This is a genomic window from Desulfotalea psychrophila LSv54, from assembly GCF_000025945.1.
In the GTDB taxonomy this organism is placed as follows: domain Bacteria; phylum Desulfobacterota; class Desulfobulbia; order Desulfobulbales; family Desulfocapsaceae; genus Desulfotalea; species Desulfotalea psychrophila.
This window is the reverse complement of sequence record NC_006138.1, coordinates 3,229,324-3,249,613: the sequence shown is the minus strand read 5'-3', so window position 1 is coordinate 3,249,613 and position 20,290 is coordinate 3,229,324. Positions and strand designations below refer to the sequence as shown.

The following is a 20,290-nucleotide window of genomic DNA, read 5'->3' as shown; positions in this document are numbered from 1 at the left end:
GGTACTCTTTTTATAAAAATATGTCTGATATTTCCGATCAAGCGACCATTGAAAGTCGCTACCAGGATGCCCTTGCCTTTCTGGATAGTTTGCAGTTTCATAAAATAAAACTTGGGCTTGCCCCCATGCGTGACTTTTTAGCTCTCTTTGATAATCCAGAGGCTAAGATGAAGGTTGTTCATGTAGCCGGGACAAACGGTAAGGGTTCAGTCTGTTCCTCGCTGGTCTCTGTCTTGGCAAAAGGTGGCTATCAGCTTGGCCTTTATACCTCGCCGCATCTGAGCTCCCCGCGAGAGAGATTTCGCATTAACGATGAGTATATCTCTCGCGCAGACTTTGCCTGTCTTACTGACCGAATTAGGACAAGGCTTGCCGGGCGGCCGATAACCTATTTTGAGTTTACCACTGCCCTTGCCTTTCTTTGGTTTTATGAGAGAGGGGTGGATCTTGTCGTCTTGGAGACTGGACTTGGTGGCAGGTTGGATGCAACCAATGTGGTGCGTCAGCCTTTGCTAACGATCATTACCAGTATTAGCATTGATCATGTGGCCTATCTCGGTGATACCATAGAGGCTGTTGCCTCTGAGAAGGCGGGTATTATCAAGGAGGGTGTGCCTGTCGTCTGTGGTAGCTATGACCCGAAGGTTGTTGCGGTGGTGGCGGGTTTTGCCCGGGAGAAAAAGGCCCCCCTCTATCTTGCCGGGCGGGATTTTGATGCCCATTGGCTGGCAGGGGCCAGCTGGGATTACCAGGGCGAGGGTTTTTTGGCAGATGCCAGTTTGCAGGCCGTGGAAAATGCCAAGCCAGGCCGCATTCAGGCAGAAAACGGTGCTCTGGTGCTCACTACCCTTTGCCTGTTAAAAAGGCACGGCTTTGTGGTTTCAGAGGATGAACTGCGGTCCGGGCTTTTCTCTGTCTCCTGGCCGGGCCGGTTAGAGTATTTGCAGCTGGATCGTAGCCCTGCTCCATATCTTTTGGATGGAGCTCATAATCCTGCCGGTATTGCCAGTTTGGTGGAGGCTCTTGCTCTCTATTCATATAGGCGACTTATCTGCGTCTGGGGCGCCATGGCCGATAAGGACATTGCCACGGGTTTGAACAGGATTGTCCCCCATGTTGACCTGCTCTGTTTGACAGCTGTTGACAGTGAACGAGCGGCGGAGCCAGCCGCCATGTTTGCCCTGCTCACAGAGGATGACCGGAAAAAGACGACCTGTTTTACCTCATCCTCATTAGCCCTTGAGTATGCGGAGAGGATGGCCGGCAAGGATGATCTTATTCTGATAGCCGGTTCTCTCTATCTCATGGGTGAATTACGGCCAATTCTTGTTGGAGAACTTGTTTAAATGATAGAAAATTTTGATTTTGATGCGGTGGATGAGGCGACCATACGCAGGGAACGGGCCAAGGCCCGTGATTTGCGGAAGACCCGTTGGTGGCAGCAGAAAACCTCTTCAGGACTCTGCTATTACTGTAGTAAAAAGGTGCTCTATAAGGATGTGACCATGGATCATCTGGTGCCCCTTGCCCGTGGTGGCAGGAGTTCTAAGGATAATCTGGTGCCCTGTTGTAAGGATTGCAATAATAAGAAAAAAAATATGCTTCCTCTGGAATGGGAGGCCTATCAGGAGGGTCTTGCAGAGAAAAAATAATTTACCTTTTTGTCTTTACCAGAATTAGGGATGGTAAGCCCCCCATGCCCCTCAGCCCTGCCGTGAATATCTTTTATAAGACATTTACTGCAGGGCTTTTTTTATGCAAAATTAGAGGGGTGTTGGCGTTTTTTTTTCTATTATATTTTCGAATTCCTGGCCAAGGATGATGGAGATGATGGCAGGGGAGCTTATTTTTTTTCTGGGTGTCGTGGGGACAAGATAGGTCTCCTCTATGATATGGATGGCTGTACCGCGATGCAGTTTTGTGATGGTCTCTTTTATGAGTTCTGCTGAGTAGTCAGTCAGTTTGCCTTCTATCTCTGTTATGGCCAGTGGATTCTTGTGGACGAGATTTATAATATCAAAGGCTGCACCTAGCTGAAGTGCGGGGGAGCTGTTGTCGGGCCGGAGGGAGTAGCTCTTTCTGTTTTGGATGGCAAAGGCAAATTGAGCCCCAAAGAGGATGAACACCCAGCCCAGATACATCCAGATAAGAAACAGTGGTACTGTTGCGAAGGAGCCATAGATGGCGTTGTAGTTGCCCACCCCAATTTGTAGACCTATGTAAATGTTTTGCACGAAAAACCAAAGGCTGCCGGCAAGGAGGGCGCCGAGCGCTGCCGGAAGGTTTTTCACCTTGGTGTTTGGGAAAAAGAGATAAATAACATAGAGAGTCAGGGCTATAAAGAAGACGGGGATAAATTGAAAGAGGAGTGTCTGTAGCCAGGCAAAGGGGACAAAAATATCAATTTTAGAGTTGAGTGTGGGGCTTTTGAGGAAGGCGCTTGCGGCAAAGGCTATATTTATGGAAATAGGCATAAGGACTAAAAGGGTGACGTAGTCTGAGAGCTTACGCATTATAGACCTGCTACTGTGTACCTTCCAGATGGCGTTCATTGCCGTTTCAATATGGCTGAAGACCAGGATGACACTGAGGATGATGCCGGCCATGCCAAAGGAACCCAAGGTGGCAAAATTTGTTCTGTCCACATAGTCAAATACCTGCTTTACCGCTGAACGGAGATGGGTGGTAAATGTGGATTTGTCGCTCCCCTGGTCCGTCGGGGCAGCGGCAGGCGATGCCTTTTCCAGGGTCTGGATATAGCTATAGGCAACATTTCGTAGTTGGTCGCCTCCGCCTAAGCCCTTCACTACAGCGGTGCTCATGGCAAGTATTGGTACCAGAGAGAGTAGGGTAGTGTATGTCAGGGCACTTGACCGAAGGGAGAGTTTATTTTGTTTAAATCCCCGTGCGGTACTAATAATTATGATGATGGTTTGCTGCAGAAGGTAGGTGCCGATTCGCTGAAGTCTTTGGGCGGAGAGTATTTTGTTTTGCATATGTTTTATTGAAGGGGGGAGGGGGGCTTACTGCCGAGGCCCTGTGGACTCTGGCAGTAATTGTAAAGGATATTATTCGAAAATTTCCCTCTTCTCAATGGCTTCACTCTTTATTCTGTTGAGGAGGTCTGAGAGAACCGGTTTGACATTTTCTCGGATATCCCCTGCTACAACGATGAATAAAAGATCATCTCCAGGGTAAAATTTTCCTGAGTGAGATTCTACCAGTATTTCATAAATACCCTCGTGTTTAAGGTATTCTTGGCGAAGAGCCTCTATTTTATTTTTGTTGGCCCTTACCTCAAGAACATTTATTTTTCCTTCCTGGGCTCTGGACCACTTCCTGACTACGCCATTGTGGGCAAGGATCATTCCCACGTTCTCTGCAAAGTCAGGTCGTTTTTTTAATTCGGCTATTTTTGCTGATATATTCATATGTGCTCCCTGTGCTTTTTGTCAACCATCTGCCTATGGCATGTTGAGTTCGTTTGGGTAAAATGTTTTGACCTGCATATCTCTAATGCCTGGATACAATGTTGTCATTGTATTAATTGTGTGTAAAAACACAAGGCTTATAAGATGGGCAGTCTTAGTTTTTGTTTACGGCGGATTGTGGCATCTTCATCCAACTTGTTGGCCAGGATCAGGCTTGTGAGAGAAACTTCGTGCTGGATGGCGATGGAGCCTGCCGTTTCTCCTCTTTGTACGATGTGAAAATTGTCCTTTTTTTGCCTTTTTCGATAGGCAGAGGGAGGAATCTTGTTCAGGCGTTTGCTGATCAGTGGAGTTTGGGGAAGGCGAAGGATGTAGCCGGCGGGAATGTACTTATCTCCGCTGAGGATAAAATTGCTCAGGGCCGGGTTCAGTTCTGCTATAACCCGTTCCGGTAATTTAAAATGCCGACCAATGCTGGCGGTACTTATGAAATTTGATATCTGCAGATATCTTGTCCGTAGGGCTCGTTCTTTTTTTATACTGCTATTTTGTTCTATCCTCCGGGCAACATTGTAGGCGGCAATGAACTCTGGATAGACATTTCGCGAGGCAAATTTAAAATGGCCTTCACTGTAGGACTCGAACATTTTAGGATAGCTCCCCTTGGTCTTGAGGGCTCGAAGCATTCCGGCTCTACCATAATTATATGAGGTTAGGGCGAGGGGCCAAGTGCCCAATACTGCAAAACTCTCTTTGAGATAAGAGGCTGCGGCCTCCGATGCTCGTATGGGATCACAACGTTCATCGATGAGTCTGTCGATTCGTAGATAGTCCCTTCCTGTGCTCTTAGTGAATTGCCACATGCCGCGGGCACCATATTTGCTGTGGGCCTTGCTATTGAAGCTGGATTCAACGTGGGGTAGGTAGGCAAGCTCCATGGGCAGGCCGCGGGAGATAAATACTTTCTTGATTTCATTTATGTATCTACCGGAACGAACGACTCCCTGTTCAAAGCGTTTTTTCAGGCCTGTTTGAATACGGATATTTTTGGCAGCTTGGCGAAGTCGTTTTTTTCTGTTTTTTCCTCTGAAATAGCTTGCCACCCTCTTTTCGTTAAGAGTTCTTGCAGGCGTCCCTGTGCTGAGGGCAATGAGGAGAGTTTTGTATTTTTTAAGGACCCTTTTTCGAGTGTTCCGGTTTATTCGAGTCGCGGCTGGAAGGGTGGGGTCGATGAGAGGAATTATCTCGTAAACGAGGTTAAGCTGTTCCCTATCATGGACAATCCCCTCTCCCTGGCTATAGATACCGTATATTTTTTCCCAGAAATCGATATTGACCTTTATTTCAGGATAATATGGAAAGTTAAGCTGATGAGTTGCATGGGCACTGCTAGAAAGTAGTAGGACTGTAAAAAGACAGAGGAAAACTTTGAGGAATTTCTTTTCCTTTATAATAAATGCAGTGTATACTTGGGCATTTTGTTGTCTTTGATTAATGCGTAGTCTTTTCATGTCGTGATTATATCATACTCTGGCAGGCTGCAAAATAATATGTTTGTCTATAGGATGTGTTAAAAATCATGTATACACCAATTATTGGCTCTCTTGTCTATATTATATCTCCGAATGGCAAGCAGACCTTGCTTGTTCATCGTAATAAACGGGAATCTGATCAGCACCTGGGGAAGTATAATGGCCTTGGTGGTAAGATGGAGGCCAGTGAAGATATTGTGCAGTGTCTTCGTCGGGAAATACATGAGGAGGCGGGAATTGTTTGTGAAAACGTGACACTTCGAGGTACTATTAACTGGACAGGCTTTGGCCCGAATGGAGAGAATTGGCTCGGATTTATTTTTCGTGTTGAAGCTTTTAGCGGTATCCCCTATAATTCTAATGAAGAGGGGGATTTGTTGTGGGTAGATATCGATCGCCTCCAAGACTTGCCTATGTGGGAAGGAGATCGTTATTTTTTGCCGCTTGTTTTTGACGATGATCCGCGTACCTTTCATGGTTATATGCCGTATAATGGCTCCCGTCCTTTGAGTTGGAGTTATTCTCGAATATAGTTTTTGTTGTTAGTGAAGCAAATATATGAATTTTTTACTTAAAAATGAGATTATTTTTATAAAACGTTATTGGGTTGAGAGGCGATTACGATGAGTGAAGGAAATGAATTGCAACGACTTGAAATATTTGTAGGAAAGCTTTTGAAGGATTTTGAGACCTTGCGGGTTAAACTTGTTGAAAAGCAGGCTGTTATCGAAGAACTCAATGATCAGCTTGCTATGCAACAGTTAGAGAAAGAGGATATTTCAGAGCGTGTGACTCGCATTGTTACCCAGTTTGAAAGCTGGGAGCGTGATCTGACTGGTGGAGGTGTATCTGCAGAGAGCCCTGTGGTACAGGAAGATGTGGTTCAAGAGTCTTCTTACCATAATGGCTAAGGTATCTGACAAAAAGCTGGGCGTCAATTTATGAGAGCAAGCTTTTTTGTTGTGCAGAGGTTATGTCTATGTCAGATAGTGAGCGATTAGTACAATTTGAGCTTCTTGGTCAACAATTTTCTTTTTATACGGAAGAGTCCGAAGAGGATATGGAGCACATCCTCTCTTTGGTTCGTGATGGCATAAGGGAGGATAATGATGGACCAAAGGGGTCTTTATTGGTAGCAAAAATCGCTGTGCGTGCCTGTTTGAAGATGGCCTCTGATTATGTCTGTCTGCAACGCGATTCTCGTCAGTATCGTGAAGACTCTTTGAGGCGCATTAGCCAGCTTAGTGAAGATATAGCAGGTCACTTGGAAAAATAGTGCTGGAGGACCTTAAATAGGTTTTCGTTTAAGCAAAAATTTGCTATCCTAGTGAGTGTAAGTTTAGAAGAAAAGATGATATTCCCCTGTGCTGTTGGTGATTGCTAAAGTGTGTTGAGCCAACTCTCAATAAAAGGGCGTTGTCTCTTGTCAGTAAAGGTGAATCGGTGACGAATTGGCTGAGCTGATAATATGATGCCCACCTATTAATTTAGGTTTAACTATCTTAGCGACACGGCAGTGTGGGGGATTTTTATGATTTTTCAGAGATCTTGTTTGGATCCTGTGGGATATAGTTTTATCTCAAAATATAAATGCAAATAAATGTGGAAGCAAGAGTAGATCGTTGTGATAAGACTCTTGCTGGTGCATTAAAATAATTAAGAAGATTGATTCCAACAGAAATTCTGTTGAGTAATATACGGATGTTGAAAGGTTGGATATGGGTTTTCTCTTATCTCCTCTTTTCAGTGAGGATAACGGCATATTGGGGAGAAGGTTTTTTTGTTTGTAGGGTGACTGGTGGCTTTTGTTTCTATGTTGCTGTGGAGTAGAACGGGTCTTCAGTCTAGGCGGTAACTTTCTTGTTTAATAGCTTTTTCTTGTGGCATATTCTATGTCATATCTTGTTGTGCCTCTTCCTGTGTTTCTGTAGTGTCAGTCGTGTATATAGGCGAAATCTCTTATGTTTTTTATTGAACATCCATTTGTTTATCTGGGGCTTGACTTAATTGTCGGTTGCTTGATTGGTTTTTTCCTGAGGAAACAGCTTGTTGAACGTCAACAGCAGAATATTCAGGCTCAGAGTAAGCAGATTATTGAAAATGCTATTATTGATGCCGAGCAGTTAAAGAAGGAAGCCTTGTTGCAGAGCAAGGAAGAGGTGTATCAAATAAAGCAGAGCTTAGAGGCTGAGGTAAAGCTTGAACGTGATGATCTTAAGGATGAACATCGACAGCTGAAGAAGCAACGTGATAATATAAAACGTGAAAATGAGCGTTTTGAAAAACGTCAAAGTCGTCATGTTGTTGCCGAGAAGGCCCTTGAACGTCGCCTGCGTGAGGTAGATGTAAAACATGAGGAAGCTGATAATGAGATCCTCAAACAACGGGACGAACTTGCTCGTATTGCCGGTATTACCCAGGATGAGGCGAAAAAGCTCTTGATGGAATCCATTGAGAGTGAGGCCCAGATGGATGCGGCGAAACGGCTCTCTAAAATTGAAAATGAGATGAAACTTGAGGCAGATCGCAAGGCGCGTAGTATTTTGGCCCTGGCAATTTGTCGTTATGCCGGTGACTATGTCGCCGATAAGACAGTTTCCATGGTACCTCTGCCAAGTGATGAGATGAAGGGCCGTATTATTGGTCGAGAGGGTCGCAATATTCGTGCTATCGAAGCAGCAACGGGGATTGATATTATTATTGATGATACTCCGGAGGCTGTTATTCTTTCCGGCTTCAATCCTGTCCGTCGTGAAGTTGCCCGTCTTGCTCTCATTCAACTAATCAGTGATGGTCGTATTCATCCAGGTAGAATTGAAGAGGTTGTTGAGAAGGTGTCGAAAGAGCTTGATGAAGTTATGTGTGAGGCTGGTGAGCAGGCAACGTTTGATGTTGGTGCTCATGGCGTCCACGTAGAGTTGATCAAACTTCTTGGCCGTTTGCGTTACCGTACCAGTTATGGGCAAAACGTCTTACAACACTCTCTTGAGGTGGCCTTTCTCTGTGGCATCATGGCAGCCGAGTTGGGTATTGATGTGAAAATGGCTAAGCGGGCTGGGCTGTTGCATGATATCGGCAAGGCTGTTGATCATGAGGTTGAGGGGTCCCATGCTGTTATTGGTCGGGATCTGGCTAAGAAATATGGCGAGCCTGATGAGATTGTCTATGCAATTGGTGCTCACCATGCCGATCAACCTCCCAAGAGTGTTTTGGATATCCTGGTTCAGGCAGCGGATGCACTTTCTGGCGCCCGTCCCGGCGCTCGTAAAGAGATGCTTCAAAGTTATGTTAAGCGTTTAGAAGACCTAGAGGCGATAGCTAATAAATTTCCTGGGGTAGATAAATCCTATGCAATTCAGGCGGGTCGTGATTTGCGTATTATTGCAGATGCTCAAAAGATAAGTGATGCCGAGGCGACGCTTTTGAGTAGGAATATTGCTGCAAGTATTGAAGAAAAACTTACCTATCCAGGTCAGATTCGTGTCACAGTTATTCGTGAGACAAGGTCGGTAGAGTACGCAAAATAAAGGATGGGGAGGGCAGACCCTGCGCCTCCCTGGCTTACAGATAAAAAAAAAGTAGAGTGTGGATATGCCTTCTCTTGAAGAACAGATAGAATTGATAGAACGGGGATGTGTTGACTGTATTTCCCGTGATGAACTGGTGAAAAAGCTCAAAAAATCAGCTGAGACCGGTATTCCCCTAAAGGTAAAGGCCGGCTTTGATCCAACTGCCCCGGATCTTCATCTTGGTCATACTGTGCTCCTGCAGAAATTAAAGCAATTTCAGGATCTCGGGCATCAGGTTATCTTTTTGATTGGTGACTTTACCGGTATGATTGGCGATCCCACAGGCAAGTCAGAGACTCGTAAGGCTCTGACCGTCGAACAGGTTGCTGAAAACGCCGAGACCTACAAGAAGCAGGTTTTTAAGATTCTTGATCCAGAAAAGACCACCGTGGCTTTTAACAGTACTTGGCTGAGTAAGTTGACCGCCCATGAAATGATTCAACTTGCCTCGGAGCTGACTGTTGCCAGAATGCTTGAGCGAGAAGATTTTAAAAACCGTTATGAATCAGGTAAGCCGATTTCCATTCATGAGTTCATGTACCCACTTATTCAGGGATATGACTCTGTTGCCCTGGAGGCAGATGTTGAGATTGGTGGTACCGATCAGCGCTTTAATGTGCTCATGGGCCGTGACCTGCAACGATCAAGGGGCCAAGCGCCACAGGTTGTCCTCACCCTACCCCTGCTTGAAGGTCTTGACGGGGTCAACAAGATGAGTAAATCTCTTGGTAATTATATTGGTATTACCGAGGACGCCGATTCTATTTATGGCAAGGTCCTCTCGGTATCCGATGATCTTATGTTTCGTTATTATGAGCTCTTAAGTGATTTGACGACGGCTGAAATTGCGGATCTTCGTGCTCAAATGGAAGCAGGGACCCTGCATCCTAAAGAGGTTAAGAAGCAGTTGGCTCGGGAGCTTACAGCTCGTTATCATAGTGAGGAGGCAGCTATTGCCGCCGAACAGAATTTTGAGAATGTCTTTAAAAAAGGTGGAATTCCGGAAGATTTGCCGGAGTATCAGGTGAGCTTGGACGAGCCTATCTGGTTGCCTAAGTTGCTCGCCGATGCAGAGATGGTGAAGTCTACCTCCGAGGGACGCCGTATGATTAAACAGGGTGCTGTTTCCCTGGACGGAGAGAAAGCCGTTGATGAGAGCATGCTCATCTCTCCCGAAGGAGAGGTGCTTATTAAGGTTGGCAAGCGCCGTTTTGTTAAGGTGATTTTTGCATAAAGACTGGTAAGCATAGGGCAGGTAGTTAAAAAAGGGGGCATGGATTCATTCCATGCTCCCTTTTTTTGTCTTGTCGTTTTTGTTCCCTCCCTGATAGAATTGACAGGGCGATGTTTTTTGCAGGAGAGTGGTGGGTACATTTTCCTGAAAATTGATCTGGGTGATGGGAAAGGACTCTTATGTCGAATCATTATGAACACTTCATCATAAAATATCATAATTGGTTGCGAGTATTTCGCGTACTGGTGGCCTTTACAGCCATTCTTACCATTGTCCTTTTGGCTGAGGTGCCCTATGGAACCTGGGCTCTTATCACTCCTATAACCTTGATGGGGACCGTGCCCTATACCGGCGGGGTACTCTTTATTGCTAAACAGAGAATATTGGGTACGGCCATTGGTGCAGCTGTGGGCCTCTCTCTTTTTCTTATACCTGTCAAATTTGAACTGCTGCACTATATTTCTTTTGTGTTCACTGTTGCCGGAGCCATCTATTTTGCCCAAAAAAAATATCCCCATGCGGCTGTTATTGTTGCCCTTACAATAGTTATTATTGCCGGTGCCGGTCCCTATGACCTCTCTTCAGCTTTGTGGCGGACATTTAATATATTTTGGTCAGCGCTTATCTCTCTTGCCTGTGCCTTTTGGCTTTTGCCTTCCCGGGCGATATACCACTATTTCGATTCTATAAAGAGTTTTCTTTCTGCATGTTTAGATGTCTACTGCGAACATAATCAGCAGATGAAGGATGGTACAGCAGAGCCCATCTTGCTTGAATCACTCTCGGCGCGTCTTGGCGAGCAGCGCAAGTTGTTACAGCATGTTAAAGAAGAGCGACCTGAGCAAAAGGAGATCTTCCTGCAACTCCTGGTCATAGAACGACGTATTTTGACCATGGTGGAGATACTGGTTTTAACCCGTTGGAGTAGACAGAAAGGGCGGAGGAAAATAGAGGAAATGGAGGGTCTTGTTGATGCAAAAAATCAACTGGCAGGCCTTTTAGATGGGCTTATCGAGGGTGTGGAGGGCAAGAGCGTGCGGATCATTGAGTGGGATGATATTGCCCTGCTGCACGTTGTCCCGGAGGCGGAAGGGGGGGGAGATGTGGGCAGTGATATCAGTTGGTTTGGTTATCTGTGGATAAATCGTGAACTTGCCCGGCAACTGGCAGGCCTCTCCTTGCAGCTGAAGAGGTTTTACGACAGCACACATTAACAGATCTGGGGAATTGTAGTTAAAAGAAAAATGGCCATGGAGCCCTCCATGGCCTTATCAGACTGTTGCTCTGGCGCTGACAGAAGTTTTTCAGGGGAGAGATTAATTTGCCTCTCTCTTCTGGCACTCCTGGCAGATACCACTAAACTCGATATGGTGGCTCAAAACAGTGTAGTTTGTGGCAGCGTTAGCCTTGACGTTAATCTCTGTCTGGACGGGAACATCAATATCGTCAACCTTACCACAACCGATGCAGCGAATATGGTAGTGGGGGGTGGTGGTGGAGTCAAAACGTTTTTGGGTTCCGCCCACCTCAAGTTTTAATATGATGCCACCTTCTGCCATCAGCTCAAGGTTGCGATAGACAGTGCCAAGACCAATGCGTGGCAACCTCTTTCTAACCATATCATAGACTTCGTTTGCAGTAGGGTGAGATGTAACTCGCGCCAGTTCTTCGAGGATTATCTGGCGCTGAGTTGTCAGGCGCATATTAGGCAGGGAATTCATAATCAAACCAAATTATTGTTTTGTCTGTTTTATATAACACTAAAAATAATAGTATTATCATGTTAATAATAAAAATTATCACTTAGGGTAAAGTAAAACAGACGAAAAATCAATAATTATCAAATGGCCTTTTTAAAATTCCGGCAAAAATGGGTTGAAATAACCAAAACGAAGTTTGGGGAATTCTTTTTTCAGGGCAGCTAACCAATTTGGGATGCCCATTGTTTTGGCATTTTTGTCAAAGCCAATTTCAGAAAGATACCACTCAGGATCCATATTCAAATTTCGCAGTTGAATAAAGTCCGGCTCTTTTTCATGGAGGAAGGCGCAAAATGCCTTAAACTCGTCTTCTGAGTCGGTGATTCCAGGTAATATGAAGTAGTTAAGCGAAACAAATCGACCAGCATTTTTCATATTAACGATGGACTGTTTAACATCGCTAAAAGTGTATCCCTTGGGGCGATAGTAGTTATTATAGTATTTTTCCTGAGCTGAATTCATGCTCACCCGCAGGCTGTCAAGACCACACTCTATCAAATGCTGTATGCTGTCGGGAAGACTGGCGTTGCTATTGAGATTAATGGTACCAAGGGGGGTTGCTGCTCGGATACGTTTAATAGCCTTGCCGATGGTATCTGCTTGCATCAACGGTTCACCTTCGCATCCCTGTCCAAAGCTGACAATGGGTCGCTCTGCTGCGATGATATGGGCAATGGCCAGCTCACTTATCTCGGCAGGGGTGGGGACAAAAGAAAGTCTGTCTTGGGTTGATGGGCACTCACCTGATTCTTGCAGGGATATGCAACCAAGGCAACGGGCATTACAGACAGGAGATGTTGGTAGTGGCGCTTCCCATCTGCCCAGAAAATAATTTTTTGCAGCTGGACATCCATAGGTGAGACAACATTTTCCTATGTGCTGTATCAGCCTATTGTCCCTGCTTTCCTGAAGTTTTTTCTGGGTTTTTTTCTCAAGAGTAACCTGCTTGACATTTTCAAAATCTTGACGAGTGTCGGGGTCACTTCGAAAGGCAGCTACCCAAAAGCGATCATCGAGCCAACCTACCGCCGTATAGGCAAAGAGGGGAAGTGTCGGCGCACCCTCCTCGGTTTGGTAGGCACTGGTGTAGATGGAGGTATGGGCAGGTGACATAAAGGCGGCAACGGCCTGTAAACCCTCCTCAGGGGTATATGGGTTTGCTTCCAGGAGAACAGGCTCGCCCTCATCCGGCTCCCAGGCAATGGGTAATCTTCCCGGTAGGGCAAAGAGCTCACTACCTTCGGGGAGTGGAATGATATCTTCAAGCCTTGGTTTATAAAATTGACCGTTACTCATGCCAACCATTTTCAGGTCGTCGAAGTCAGTAATCTCGCCATTCTCATCAGCAAAAACTAAATTGGGTAGTGTGTGTGGATGTATCATGATGCACGCAAAACCCGAAAAATTGAATCTACTGCTCGGTAAATATCGAGGTCATCTCCGTAAACATCAAAGACGGCAGGGTTTTTGATGAGGTCTTCAATGATATACTGGGTGAAGTAGAGGCTCACAATATTTGGGTCTTGAGCAATGGTACGGACTGGCGCAACTTTGAGCGTAATATCATATTCATCGAGACGCTCAAGCAGTTGTAGCTGGTCGCGAAAAGTGTCCTGAATAGCCTGAACAGCATCAACTTCAATGATCTTGTGATCGATAAGACGTTGGGTAAGTTTTACGGCAAAATCATCGGCGTATTCTTTAACGGCACGAAACATACGTTTGCGCTCTTTTTCTCGTTTTCTATCTATTGCTCGAATTGTTTTGTCTGTCGTTCTGTTGGGACTAATATGTGCTTTTGCCATGGTTTTCTCGCCTCGATTATGAAATGCCCCCCTTGTCAGGGGCAGGTGAATTTTAGAGTATCATATTTTATAAACCGAAAAGTCAAATAGCACTATAGGAAAAATGTGTCAAGGTTGCTTTCTGATCAAAAAATCACAGGAGGTGGCTGGCAACCCTGTTTTTAAACCTAAATTTAACATCAAAATCACTCTTAGAGAAAGTGATGATTAAAAAAATCTTGAATTTGCGTCCTCTGGCAGATATAAATAAGTATATTTGTGTATCAGTTGCAAATAGTTCTCTTTATTTGTTAAATGGTAAAGCATCCTGCAAAGGTGATTGATTTTTCTGTGTTTGCAGATTTATGCTTTTGCCTATCGTGCTTGTGTTGCTTAATAAGCTGTTTGGTGACGAACAGTATATACCTGAGGAGGTTCCTGTCATGACTTTAAATGTGAAATTGTTGTTCCCTGCACTTGTTGGACTTTCTGTGTTGACTCTGGCTGGTTGTACCTGTGTAAAACCAGGTGAGGAGTGTGCTGATCCTGTTTTGATGACAGAGGTTGTTGAAGAGGTTGTGGTAATTGAAGAACCCCTTGATACCGTTGTTGTTCCCTTGGGTATCGGTGAAGCGCGTACCACTGAAGGAATGCTTCCTGTTTATTTTAACTTTGATTCATCTGCTGTGGGCGAAGATCAAAAACCACGCGTACAGGTAAATGCTGACTTTATGGATGCAAATGTTGATTATATGGTACGCATCGAAGGTAATACCGATTCTCGCGGTACCGATGAGTATAATATGGCCCTTGGCGAACGTCGTGCCCTTAGCGCCCAGCAATACCTGATGGATTTAGGTGTTGAAGAGGCTCGATTGACCACCGTAAGTTATGGTAAAGAGCGTCTCTTGCTCAATGGACAAAGCGAAGATGCTTGGAGCCAAAACCGTCGTTGTGATTTCGTTGTTGCTAAATAATATTAGTTGACTGACGCACAAATTTATTTTGAGGAAGGTATGAATTATAAAAAGTCACTCTTTGTGGTTGTTCTATCCGTTTGTGCTCTTTTTGTTTCATCTGCCTACGCTGCCGTAACTAAAATTGGCGTGATGGATGTGCAGAAAATTATTACTGAGTGCAAGGCGGGTAAGACCGCTTCAGCTCGCGTTGAGGCAAAGGTAAAGAGTGTGCAGGGAGATCTCAAGGCTGATCGGCTCGCTCTTGATACTTTAAAGACAGAAATTGATAAGAAGAGCAGTGTTTGGAGCGAAAAGAAGGCTGCTGAAAAGATCCGTGATTTTCAGGTGAAGGTACGTGCTTTTCAAGTCAAGGAAAATAACAGCCGTATGATCTTGAAAAAATTTCAAGACAAGGAACTCCAACCTATTTTGGGATCCCTTGAAAAGGTGGTTTCTGCCTTTGGTGAAAAGAATGGTTATGCTGCCATTCTAGAGGCGAAGTCAGGTGTCTTGTATTATGATGACGGCATTCTGGTTACCTCTACAATTCTCAAAAAGCTTGATGCAGCTATGGCTAAGTAGTTTTATTTGAGATTACTTTGGGTAGCGTTATGCTAGCCTTGAAAAACGATACAGAGGATTTCCTCTGTATCGTTTTGTTGTTTTATGCCTATCTTTGTTGTAAAGGGTAGCCTGAGGGCATTTTTTTGCCGCCCCTAAAGGGATCATAGCTTCAAAATCAGAGCGAAATAAAAAATAACATAGAGAGTGAAAACTATGTCAGTTAAGAGTATGACGGGATTTGGCAGAGGGGAAGCGGAGAACAGTACTCGCACTTGGAATGTCGAGGTTCGCAGTGTCAATAATCGTTATCTGGATGTGAAAATAAAATTGCCAAGGGGCTATGCAAGTCTGGAAGATCGAGTGCGCAACGCCGTATCAGAACATTTTCAGCGTGGACGTGTGGATCTGCTGGTTAATGTTCAGGGTGATTTTTCTGATTTGGTAGAGCTCTCGGTGAATACCTCTCTTGCCCAAAAGTATCAGGATGCCCTTGGTGGAATTGCAGAGAGCTGTGGCTGTGCTTCTGAGCTGACAGCACTCCAGTTGGCAACGTTCCCTGAGGTCTTGGTTCGGGAGCAAAAGAGTGAGGATCTTGAAGAGGTTGTCTGGCCTGTCCTCTCTGGAGCCATAGAGGCTGCCCTTACGGGTTGCGATCTTATGCGTCTTCAGGAGGGAGAAATTTTAATGGAGGATCTGCTTGGCCGGTTGAGATTTTTTTCAAAGACCGTTGAAGAGATAGAGCTCCATGTTCCTGCGCTTGTGGCTCAGCGTCATCAGGCTCTTCAGGAGAGACTGCAGAAGCTGCTCGACAATGTTCAGCTTGATCCTCTTCGTCTTGCCCAAGAGATAGCTCTCTTGGCGGATAAGACTGATGTGACAGAGGAAATTGTTCGTCTCCGTAGCCATATCGCTCAGTTTTCCCGTTTTGTGGAAGAGGAAGGGACCGTTGGTCGTAAACTGGATTTTTTGATTCAGGAATTTCTGCGCGAGGTGAATACCATTGCCTCAAAGATCAACGATGCAGATATAGCCCATCTTACGGTAGCCCTTAAGAGTGAGTTGGAAAAGATACGTGAGCAGATACAGAATATCGAATAATTTTTTACAGGTAATATTTTCTCCAGACCCTTAAGGGGTTCTGGGGAAGGTGGTTACCGAGTGGAAGAATTTTTTCAAAGGGTGCTGTATGCAACTTCTCAATGTTGGTTTTGGCAATACGGTGATGGTGGGTAGGGTTGTTGCGGTTGTTAACACAGGTTCATCGCCCGCTCGCAAGATACGAGAGATTGCCAAAAAAAATGGTAAACTTATTGATGTAACAGAGGGGCGTCGGACGAGGTCTATGCTTGTTATGGACTCCAACCATGTTGTTCTCTCGTCGGTTCAATCCGATACAATAAGTCAAAGGTTACAGGCTATGAGGATAGATTTACAGCTTGGAGAGTGTAGGGAACAGGGGAAAAAGGTATATAATGAAAATGAATAAAGGGAAGCTTTTTGTTATTTCTGCCCCGTCAGGAGCTGGCAAAACGACAATACTTGGAAGGGTTATGGCAAATGTGGGGAGGCTGAATTTTTCTATCTCACACACAACTCGGACTGCCCGCCCAGGAGAGCAGGACGGGGTGGACTACCATTTTGTCGAGCAGGAAGACTTTATAGAGATGCAGGAAAAGGGCATTTTTCTTGAATCGGCCTATGTGCATAAAAATTACTATGGTACGAGCCGTGAAGCCGTGATGGCTCAACTCTCTGAGGGTGTTGATGTTGTTCTTGATATAGATGTACAGGGTGCGACTATCTTAATGGAGTCAGCAAGCCTGCCTGCGACCTATATCTTTATTGCTCCGCCTGATCTCAGTGTTCTGGAAGAGCGACTGCGTAAGAGGGGAAGTGACAGTGAAGAGACAATTAAGTTGCGTATGGGCAATGCCGCAGGAGAAATGCTGTCGTCTCGTAAGTATGACTATTTGATTGTAAATGATGATCTTGCCCAGGCGTCAACACTTCTTAAATCAATTATTTGGGCAGAAAGAGCAAAGTCTCGCAGAACTCCTGCAGGCTTACCTATAAAATTAGTTGTTGAGTAATAATGAAAAATAAAAAAACAAACCAAGCTGGATCAGGTGTTCAGGCAAAGGCAGATCGTGGTGCTCCTCGTCGAGATAATAAATCTGCCGGTCAGGATAAAAAAGCTGCGACCCAAGATCGGCGCATTCGCTTTAGTGAAGATCTTATCTGGGGCATTCACCCCATTGTAGAGGCACTTAAGTATGAGCCGAATCGTATTAGTGAGATTATTGCCCAAAAGGATAGAAGGGGCGCCAAGTTTGATGAAATTGTTGAGCTTGCCCGAGCTGCTAAGGTGAAGGTAACCTTTATTGATTCTATCTCACTGCAGGGAGATGGGGCGGCCAGTGCCCGTCATCAGGGTGTTATCGCCAAGGTTACCCAGGCAGATCTGATGGATTTTGCAGATTTTTTGCAGAAATTTAAAGATGCCGTAGATCGGGGCGAAAAACCACGTATTATTGTCTGTGACTCTTTGCAGGATCCACATAATCTTGGCGCTATTGTTCGCTCTGCCCTGGCCTCCGGGGCCATCGGGGTGCTGTTGACCCGGGAGCGTTCAGCCCCGCTTGGTGGTACTGCGGCAAAGTCCTCTGCTGGCGCTATTTCGCATATGGATATTTGTCAGGTAACAAATCTGGTGAAATCCCTTGCCGAGTTGAAGAAGGTTGGCGCCTGGGTTTTCGGGGCCATCAAGGATGCCGATGCTGTTTCTCTCTTTGATGCCGATTTGAATGTGCCAGCCTGTATTGTTGTTGGTAGTGAGGGAACAGGTATTCGTCCCCTTGTTCGACGTGAATGTGATATCCAACTTTCAATTCCCATGGTTGGTGAGCTGGATTCTTTGAACAGCTCTGTCGCTGCCGCGGTCATCCTCTTTGAGGCCATGCGTCAGTCACTGGTGAGCTAATTTTTTACCCAGTAAATATTCATCCTGCTCCTCTCGGTGCAGGGTGAATGTTTTTCACGCCCCCTATTTCTTCGCCCCCTCCTCTCCTCTATATCTTTCCCCAAAAAGCTGCTCTTAATGTAAGGCTAAACTTCCTTGAAATGTGTGAAAAACATTGATATAGATATGCTTTTTGTATGTAGTGCTTGGCCCAAAACTATACCTTTGCGATCAACTATTTGAAATCCAACAAGATTGTTAGATATATTCCTCCGATGGGGCTTAATGCCTTTGTCTTTGGTGGTGTTGTCCGGGTTGAAGAAATATTTAAGGGTCTTATTCCCTTTCTCTTTTGTGATCGTATGCTTTTCATCTGGTAGCAGAGAGCGCTCTATCTCCCCATAAAATGTTTTAGGAGGTTTTATGTCTGAAAAAATTCATCGGATACTAGAAGAACTGGAATCACGTTTGGTTGAGTTTGGTCGCAAACTGCATAATCATGCAGAAAGTGGTTGGACAGAATTTTGGGCCACTGCCTTTATTGCCGATATTCTCATTGAGGCAGGTTATCATGTCAAGATGGGGCGTGAGGTGCTTGATGCCGATTTCCGGATGGGACTGCCCGACGATGAGGCCCTGCATGCGGCAGCGGAGAGGGCAATAGCACAGGGGGCAAATCCGGATCTCGTAGAAAAAATGCGCGGTGGATTTACCGGTCTGGTAGCCGATCTTAAGGCTGGCCCCGCCGCCAGGATTGCCCTGCGTTTTGATATTGATTCAAACACCCTGCAGGAGTGTGAGGAGGTGGGACATCGCCCCTTTGATGAGGGATTTTCCTCCAGGAACAATGGCTCCTGTCATGCCTGTGGTCATGATGGTAATGCCACTATTGGTCTTGGTATTGCCTTGGCTCTTGCTCAGCTGCGGGAGTCTGTATCGCAAAACATTCGCCTTATCTTTCAACCGGCAGAAGAGGGGGTGCGTGGCGCCCTGCCCATGGTCAGGGCGGGCGTGGTCGATGGTATAAAGGCCCTTGTCGGTTGTCATATGGGTTTTAAGGCATTTCATACCGGCGGATTGATCCTTGGCGCTGGTAAGTTTTTGGCCACCAGTAAGTTCGATGCTCACTTTACCGGTGTCTCCTCCCATGCGGGGGCCTATCCGGAAGAGGGGCAGAACTCTCTTTTGGCGGCGGCCACTGCCTCGCTGAATATGCATGCCATTCCTCGTCATTCAGGTGGGGCCACCCGTATAACCGTTGGTCGCATGGAGGCGGGAGAGGGACGTAATATCATCCCGGCTCAGGCAACTCTGGTGTCAGAGACTCGTGGGGAGACTACGGAACTCAATGACTTTATGTTGGAAAAGGCCAAGAAGGTTATTAAGCATAGTGCCGGGATGTATGATCAGGCCTGGCAGATAAAGATGATGGGTGGCTGTAAGAGTGGTGAGAGTGATGCTGAAATGATTGCCCTTCTGCGCCAGTCTGCCGAGAAGGTCTCCTTTTTTCAGTCTGAACTTATCGAGGACTATGTGGAATTTGGTGGCAGTGATGATGTGACCGAGTTCATGGCCGCAGTTCAGGAGCAGGGTGGCATTGCCTCCTACTGTCTGGCGGGCACCGAACTTGTAGCAGGTCATCACAACTACCGCTTTGACTTCAACGAGGCGACCCTTGCCCCTGCGGCAGAGTTCCTCACCAATGCTGTCTTTGCCATGTGTGAGCTTGATTTGTAGTGATTGATAGTGCTCCTCTCCTCTCAGTAGGGAGGAGCCTTACATCGAGTAGCAGGCGGGTCATACGTCCTGTTACTCTTTTCCTGCTCTATAGATCCTTGAGCATCCAAACATCGCAACCGCTGTGGATGGTACCCTCAAGTGGTCTCTGCAGATGTCTGAATCCCAACTTCTCATAGAGGGCTATTGCTGGTTTCATATTGGCAAGGGTATCCAGATAGCACTGCCTGTAGCCATTTTCGCGGGCAAAGGTTAAACATTCATCGGTTAATTTTTTGCCCAGCCCCAGGCCACGACTCTCCGCCAGTAAAAATAGTTTTCGCAGTTCACAGATCTCAGCACTGCCATTGAAGGCAGCAATACCACTACCACCGACAACTTGACCATTAACTGTGGCAATAAGGTAGATACTCTTCTGCTCTCCCATATAGAAATGACTCATTCTCTCTACTTCTGGGTCGGAGGGGCCAAAACCTTCGCCGATGGCTCCGTGCTCAGCACCGACGGCTTTAATGATTCGACAAACTGCCTCGTCCTGCTCGGCCTGAATTTCTTTAATACCATATTGCATTGTCAGCTTTCCTTCTGAAGTTTTCTGTAAAATTTTATAGCTCAAATTCTGTTACTAATAATTGGGACCGCACGAAGTCCTAATCCCTTGGAATATCGTCTAAGCCGTTGGCTGCCATTGGTTTCATGCTTACAAGGTATTGTGAACTGCACTGCAAATAGAAGGTTTTTATGCAGAAAACTCAGACACG

General features: G+C 45.7%; 24 protein-coding genes and 1 other RNA gene. 18 read left to right on the top strand and 7 right to left on the bottom strand.

The genetic code is table 11. From position 1 onward, the window contains the following. Positions 1–20 precede the first annotated feature (20 nt). Positions 21–1,346, top strand: coding sequence for a bifunctional folylpolyglutamate synthase/dihydrofolate synthase (locus DP_RS14580; protein WP_011190119.1), 1,326 nt, complete (start codon positions 21–23; stop codon positions 1,344–1,346). Further along, positions 1,347–1,652 (top strand): HNH endonuclease, encoded by a 306-nt coding sequence (locus tag DP_RS14575; RefSeq protein WP_011190118.1) that lies wholly within the window; start codon positions 1,347–1,349, stop codon positions 1,650–1,652. 111 nt (positions 1,653–1,763) lie between these two features. On the opposite strand, the gene DP_RS14570 is transcribed toward DP_RS14575, so the two are convergent. Further along, positions 1,764–2,996 (bottom strand): YihY/virulence factor BrkB family protein, encoded by a 1,233-nt coding sequence (locus DP_RS14570; RefSeq protein WP_011190117.1) that lies wholly within the window; start codon positions 2,994–2,996, stop codon positions 1,764–1,766. An 8-nt stretch (positions 2,997–3,004) separates the two neighbouring features. Here DP_RS14570 and DP_RS19390 point away from each other — a divergent pair, with 8 nt between their 5' ends. Next, positions 3,005–3,118, top strand: coding sequence for a DUF5516 domain-containing protein (locus DP_RS19390; RefSeq protein WP_456151368.1), 114 nt, complete (start codon positions 3,005–3,007; stop codon positions 3,116–3,118). Here DP_RS19390 and DP_RS14565 read toward each other — a convergent pair. Together DP_RS14565 and DP_RS14560 are read right to left on the bottom strand one after the other, a co-directional pair. Then, the gene (locus tag DP_RS14565; RefSeq protein WP_011190116.1) at positions 3,069–3,431 is read right to left on the bottom strand and encodes a molybdenum cofactor biosynthesis protein MoaE; all 363 of its coding nucleotides are present in this window, start codon (positions 3,429–3,431) and stop codon (positions 3,069–3,071) included. The genes DP_RS19390 and DP_RS14565 overlap by 50 nt on opposite strands. Positions 3,432–3,568: 137 nt before the next feature. Next, on the bottom strand, positions 3,569–4,942 hold the full coding sequence (locus DP_RS14560) for a LysM peptidoglycan-binding domain-containing protein (protein WP_011190115.1): 1,374 nt from the start codon (positions 4,940–4,942) through the stop codon (positions 3,569–3,571). 65 nt (positions 4,943–5,007) lie between these two features. Between DP_RS14560 and DP_RS14555 the strand changes: the two genes are divergently transcribed. From DP_RS14555 to DP_RS14530, 7 genes are all read left to right on the top strand, one after another. Beyond that, on the top strand, positions 5,008–5,496 hold the full coding sequence (locus tag DP_RS14555; RefSeq protein WP_041278854.1) for an NUDIX hydrolase: 489 nt from the start codon (positions 5,008–5,010) through the stop codon (positions 5,494–5,496). A gap of 90 nt (positions 5,497–5,586) precedes the next feature. Then, positions 5,587–5,874 carry a hypothetical protein gene (locus DP_RS14550; protein ID WP_011190113.1) on the top strand — a complete coding sequence of 96 codons (288 nt, stop codon included), beginning with the start codon at positions 5,587–5,589 and terminating at the stop codon, positions 5,872–5,874. A 68-nt stretch (positions 5,875–5,942) separates the two neighbouring features. After that, a complete protein-coding gene (locus DP_RS14545; protein ID WP_041278073.1) occupies positions 5,943–6,239 on the top strand; it encodes a cell division protein ZapA in 297 nt (98 codons plus the stop codon). 80 nt (positions 6,240–6,319) lie between these two features. Beyond that, positions 6,320–6,492: non-coding RNA, 6S RNA (gene ssrS, locus DP_RS17645), on the top strand. 432 nt (positions 6,493–6,924) lie between these two features. Then, complete coding sequence (rny, locus tag DP_RS14540; RefSeq protein WP_011190111.1) at positions 6,925–8,490, top strand: ribonuclease Y; 1,566 nt, start codon at positions 6,925–6,927, stop codon at positions 8,488–8,490. 64 nt (positions 8,491–8,554) lie between these two features. After that, on the top strand, positions 8,555–9,766 hold the full coding sequence (gene tyrS, locus DP_RS14535; protein ID WP_041278072.1) for a tyrosine--tRNA ligase: 1,212 nt from the start codon (positions 8,555–8,557) through the stop codon (positions 9,764–9,766). A 179-nt stretch (positions 9,767–9,945) separates the two neighbouring features. Next, positions 9,946–10,980 carry an FUSC family protein gene (locus DP_RS14530; protein ID WP_011190109.1) on the top strand — a complete coding sequence of 345 codons (1,035 nt, stop codon included), beginning with the start codon at positions 9,946–9,948 and terminating at the stop codon, positions 10,978–10,980. 102 nt (positions 10,981–11,082) lie between these two features. Here DP_RS14530 and DP_RS14525 read toward each other — a convergent pair whose 3' ends face one another. From DP_RS14525 to DP_RS14515, 3 genes are all read right to left on the bottom strand, one after another. Next, the gene (locus tag DP_RS14525) at positions 11,083–11,487 is read right to left on the bottom strand and encodes a Fur family transcriptional regulator (protein ID WP_041278071.1); all 405 of its coding nucleotides are present in this window, start codon (positions 11,485–11,487) and stop codon (positions 11,083–11,085) included. A 132-nt stretch (positions 11,488–11,619) separates the two neighbouring features. Continuing rightward, complete coding sequence (locus DP_RS14520; RefSeq protein WP_011190107.1) at positions 11,620–12,909, bottom strand: radical SAM protein; 1,290 nt, start codon at positions 12,907–12,909, stop codon at positions 11,620–11,622. After that, positions 12,906–13,331 (bottom strand): hypothetical protein, encoded by a 426-nt coding sequence (locus tag DP_RS14515; protein WP_011190106.1) that lies wholly within the window; start codon positions 13,329–13,331, stop codon positions 12,906–12,908. The genes DP_RS14520 and DP_RS14515 overlap by 4 nt, the downstream gene beginning before the upstream one ends. A 422-nt stretch (positions 13,332–13,753) precedes the next feature. Between DP_RS14515 and DP_RS14510 the strand changes: the two genes are divergently transcribed. From DP_RS14510 to DP_RS14480, 8 genes are all read left to right on the top strand, one after another. Beyond that, positions 13,754–14,287 (top strand): OmpA family protein, encoded by a 534-nt coding sequence (locus tag DP_RS14510; RefSeq protein ID WP_011190105.1) that lies wholly within the window; start codon positions 13,754–13,756, stop codon positions 14,285–14,287. 39 nt (positions 14,288–14,326) lie between these two features. Continuing rightward, positions 14,327–14,851: an OmpH family outer membrane protein gene (locus DP_RS14505; RefSeq protein WP_041278070.1), complete on the top strand. Its 525-nt coding sequence runs from the start codon at positions 14,327–14,329 to the stop codon at positions 14,849–14,851. 195 nt (positions 14,852–15,046) lie between these two features. Then, positions 15,047–15,931: a YicC/YloC family endoribonuclease gene (locus tag DP_RS14500; RefSeq protein WP_041278069.1), complete on the top strand. Its 885-nt coding sequence runs from the start codon at positions 15,047–15,049 to the stop codon at positions 15,929–15,931. Positions 15,932–16,019: 88 nt separating this feature from the next. After that, the gene (locus DP_RS14495; protein WP_041278068.1) at positions 16,020–16,319 is read left to right on the top strand and encodes an extracellular matrix/biofilm biosynthesis regulator RemA family protein; all 300 of its coding nucleotides are present in this window, start codon (positions 16,020–16,022) and stop codon (positions 16,317–16,319) included. After that, positions 16,312–16,923, top strand: coding sequence for a guanylate kinase (gene gmk, locus DP_RS14490; RefSeq protein WP_011190101.1), 612 nt, complete (start codon positions 16,312–16,314; stop codon positions 16,921–16,923). Before DP_RS14495 ends, gmk begins: the two co-directional genes overlap by 8 nt. Positions 16,924–16,925: 2 nt before the next feature. Further along, the gene (gene rlmB, locus DP_RS14485) at positions 16,926–17,813 is read left to right on the top strand and encodes a 23S rRNA (guanosine(2251)-2'-O)-methyltransferase RlmB (protein ID WP_011190100.1); all 888 of its coding nucleotides are present in this window, start codon (positions 16,926–16,928) and stop codon (positions 17,811–17,813) included. A gap of 185 nt (positions 17,814–17,998) precedes the next feature. Next, positions 17,999–18,172, top strand: coding sequence for a hypothetical protein (locus DP_RS18090; RefSeq protein WP_156792325.1), 174 nt, complete (start codon positions 17,999–18,001; stop codon positions 18,170–18,172). A gap of 43 nt (positions 18,173–18,215) precedes the next feature. After that, positions 18,216–19,529, top strand: coding sequence for a M20 family metallo-hydrolase (locus DP_RS14480; protein ID WP_011190098.1), 1,314 nt, complete (start codon positions 18,216–18,218; stop codon positions 19,527–19,529). A gap of 88 nt (positions 19,530–19,617) precedes the next feature. Here DP_RS14480 and DP_RS14475 read toward each other — a convergent pair whose 3' ends face one another. After that, entirely contained in the window at positions 19,618–20,100 is a 483-nt protein-coding gene (locus DP_RS14475; RefSeq protein ID WP_041278067.1) for a GNAT family N-acetyltransferase, read from the bottom strand. Positions 20,101–20,290 lie beyond the last annotated feature (190 nt).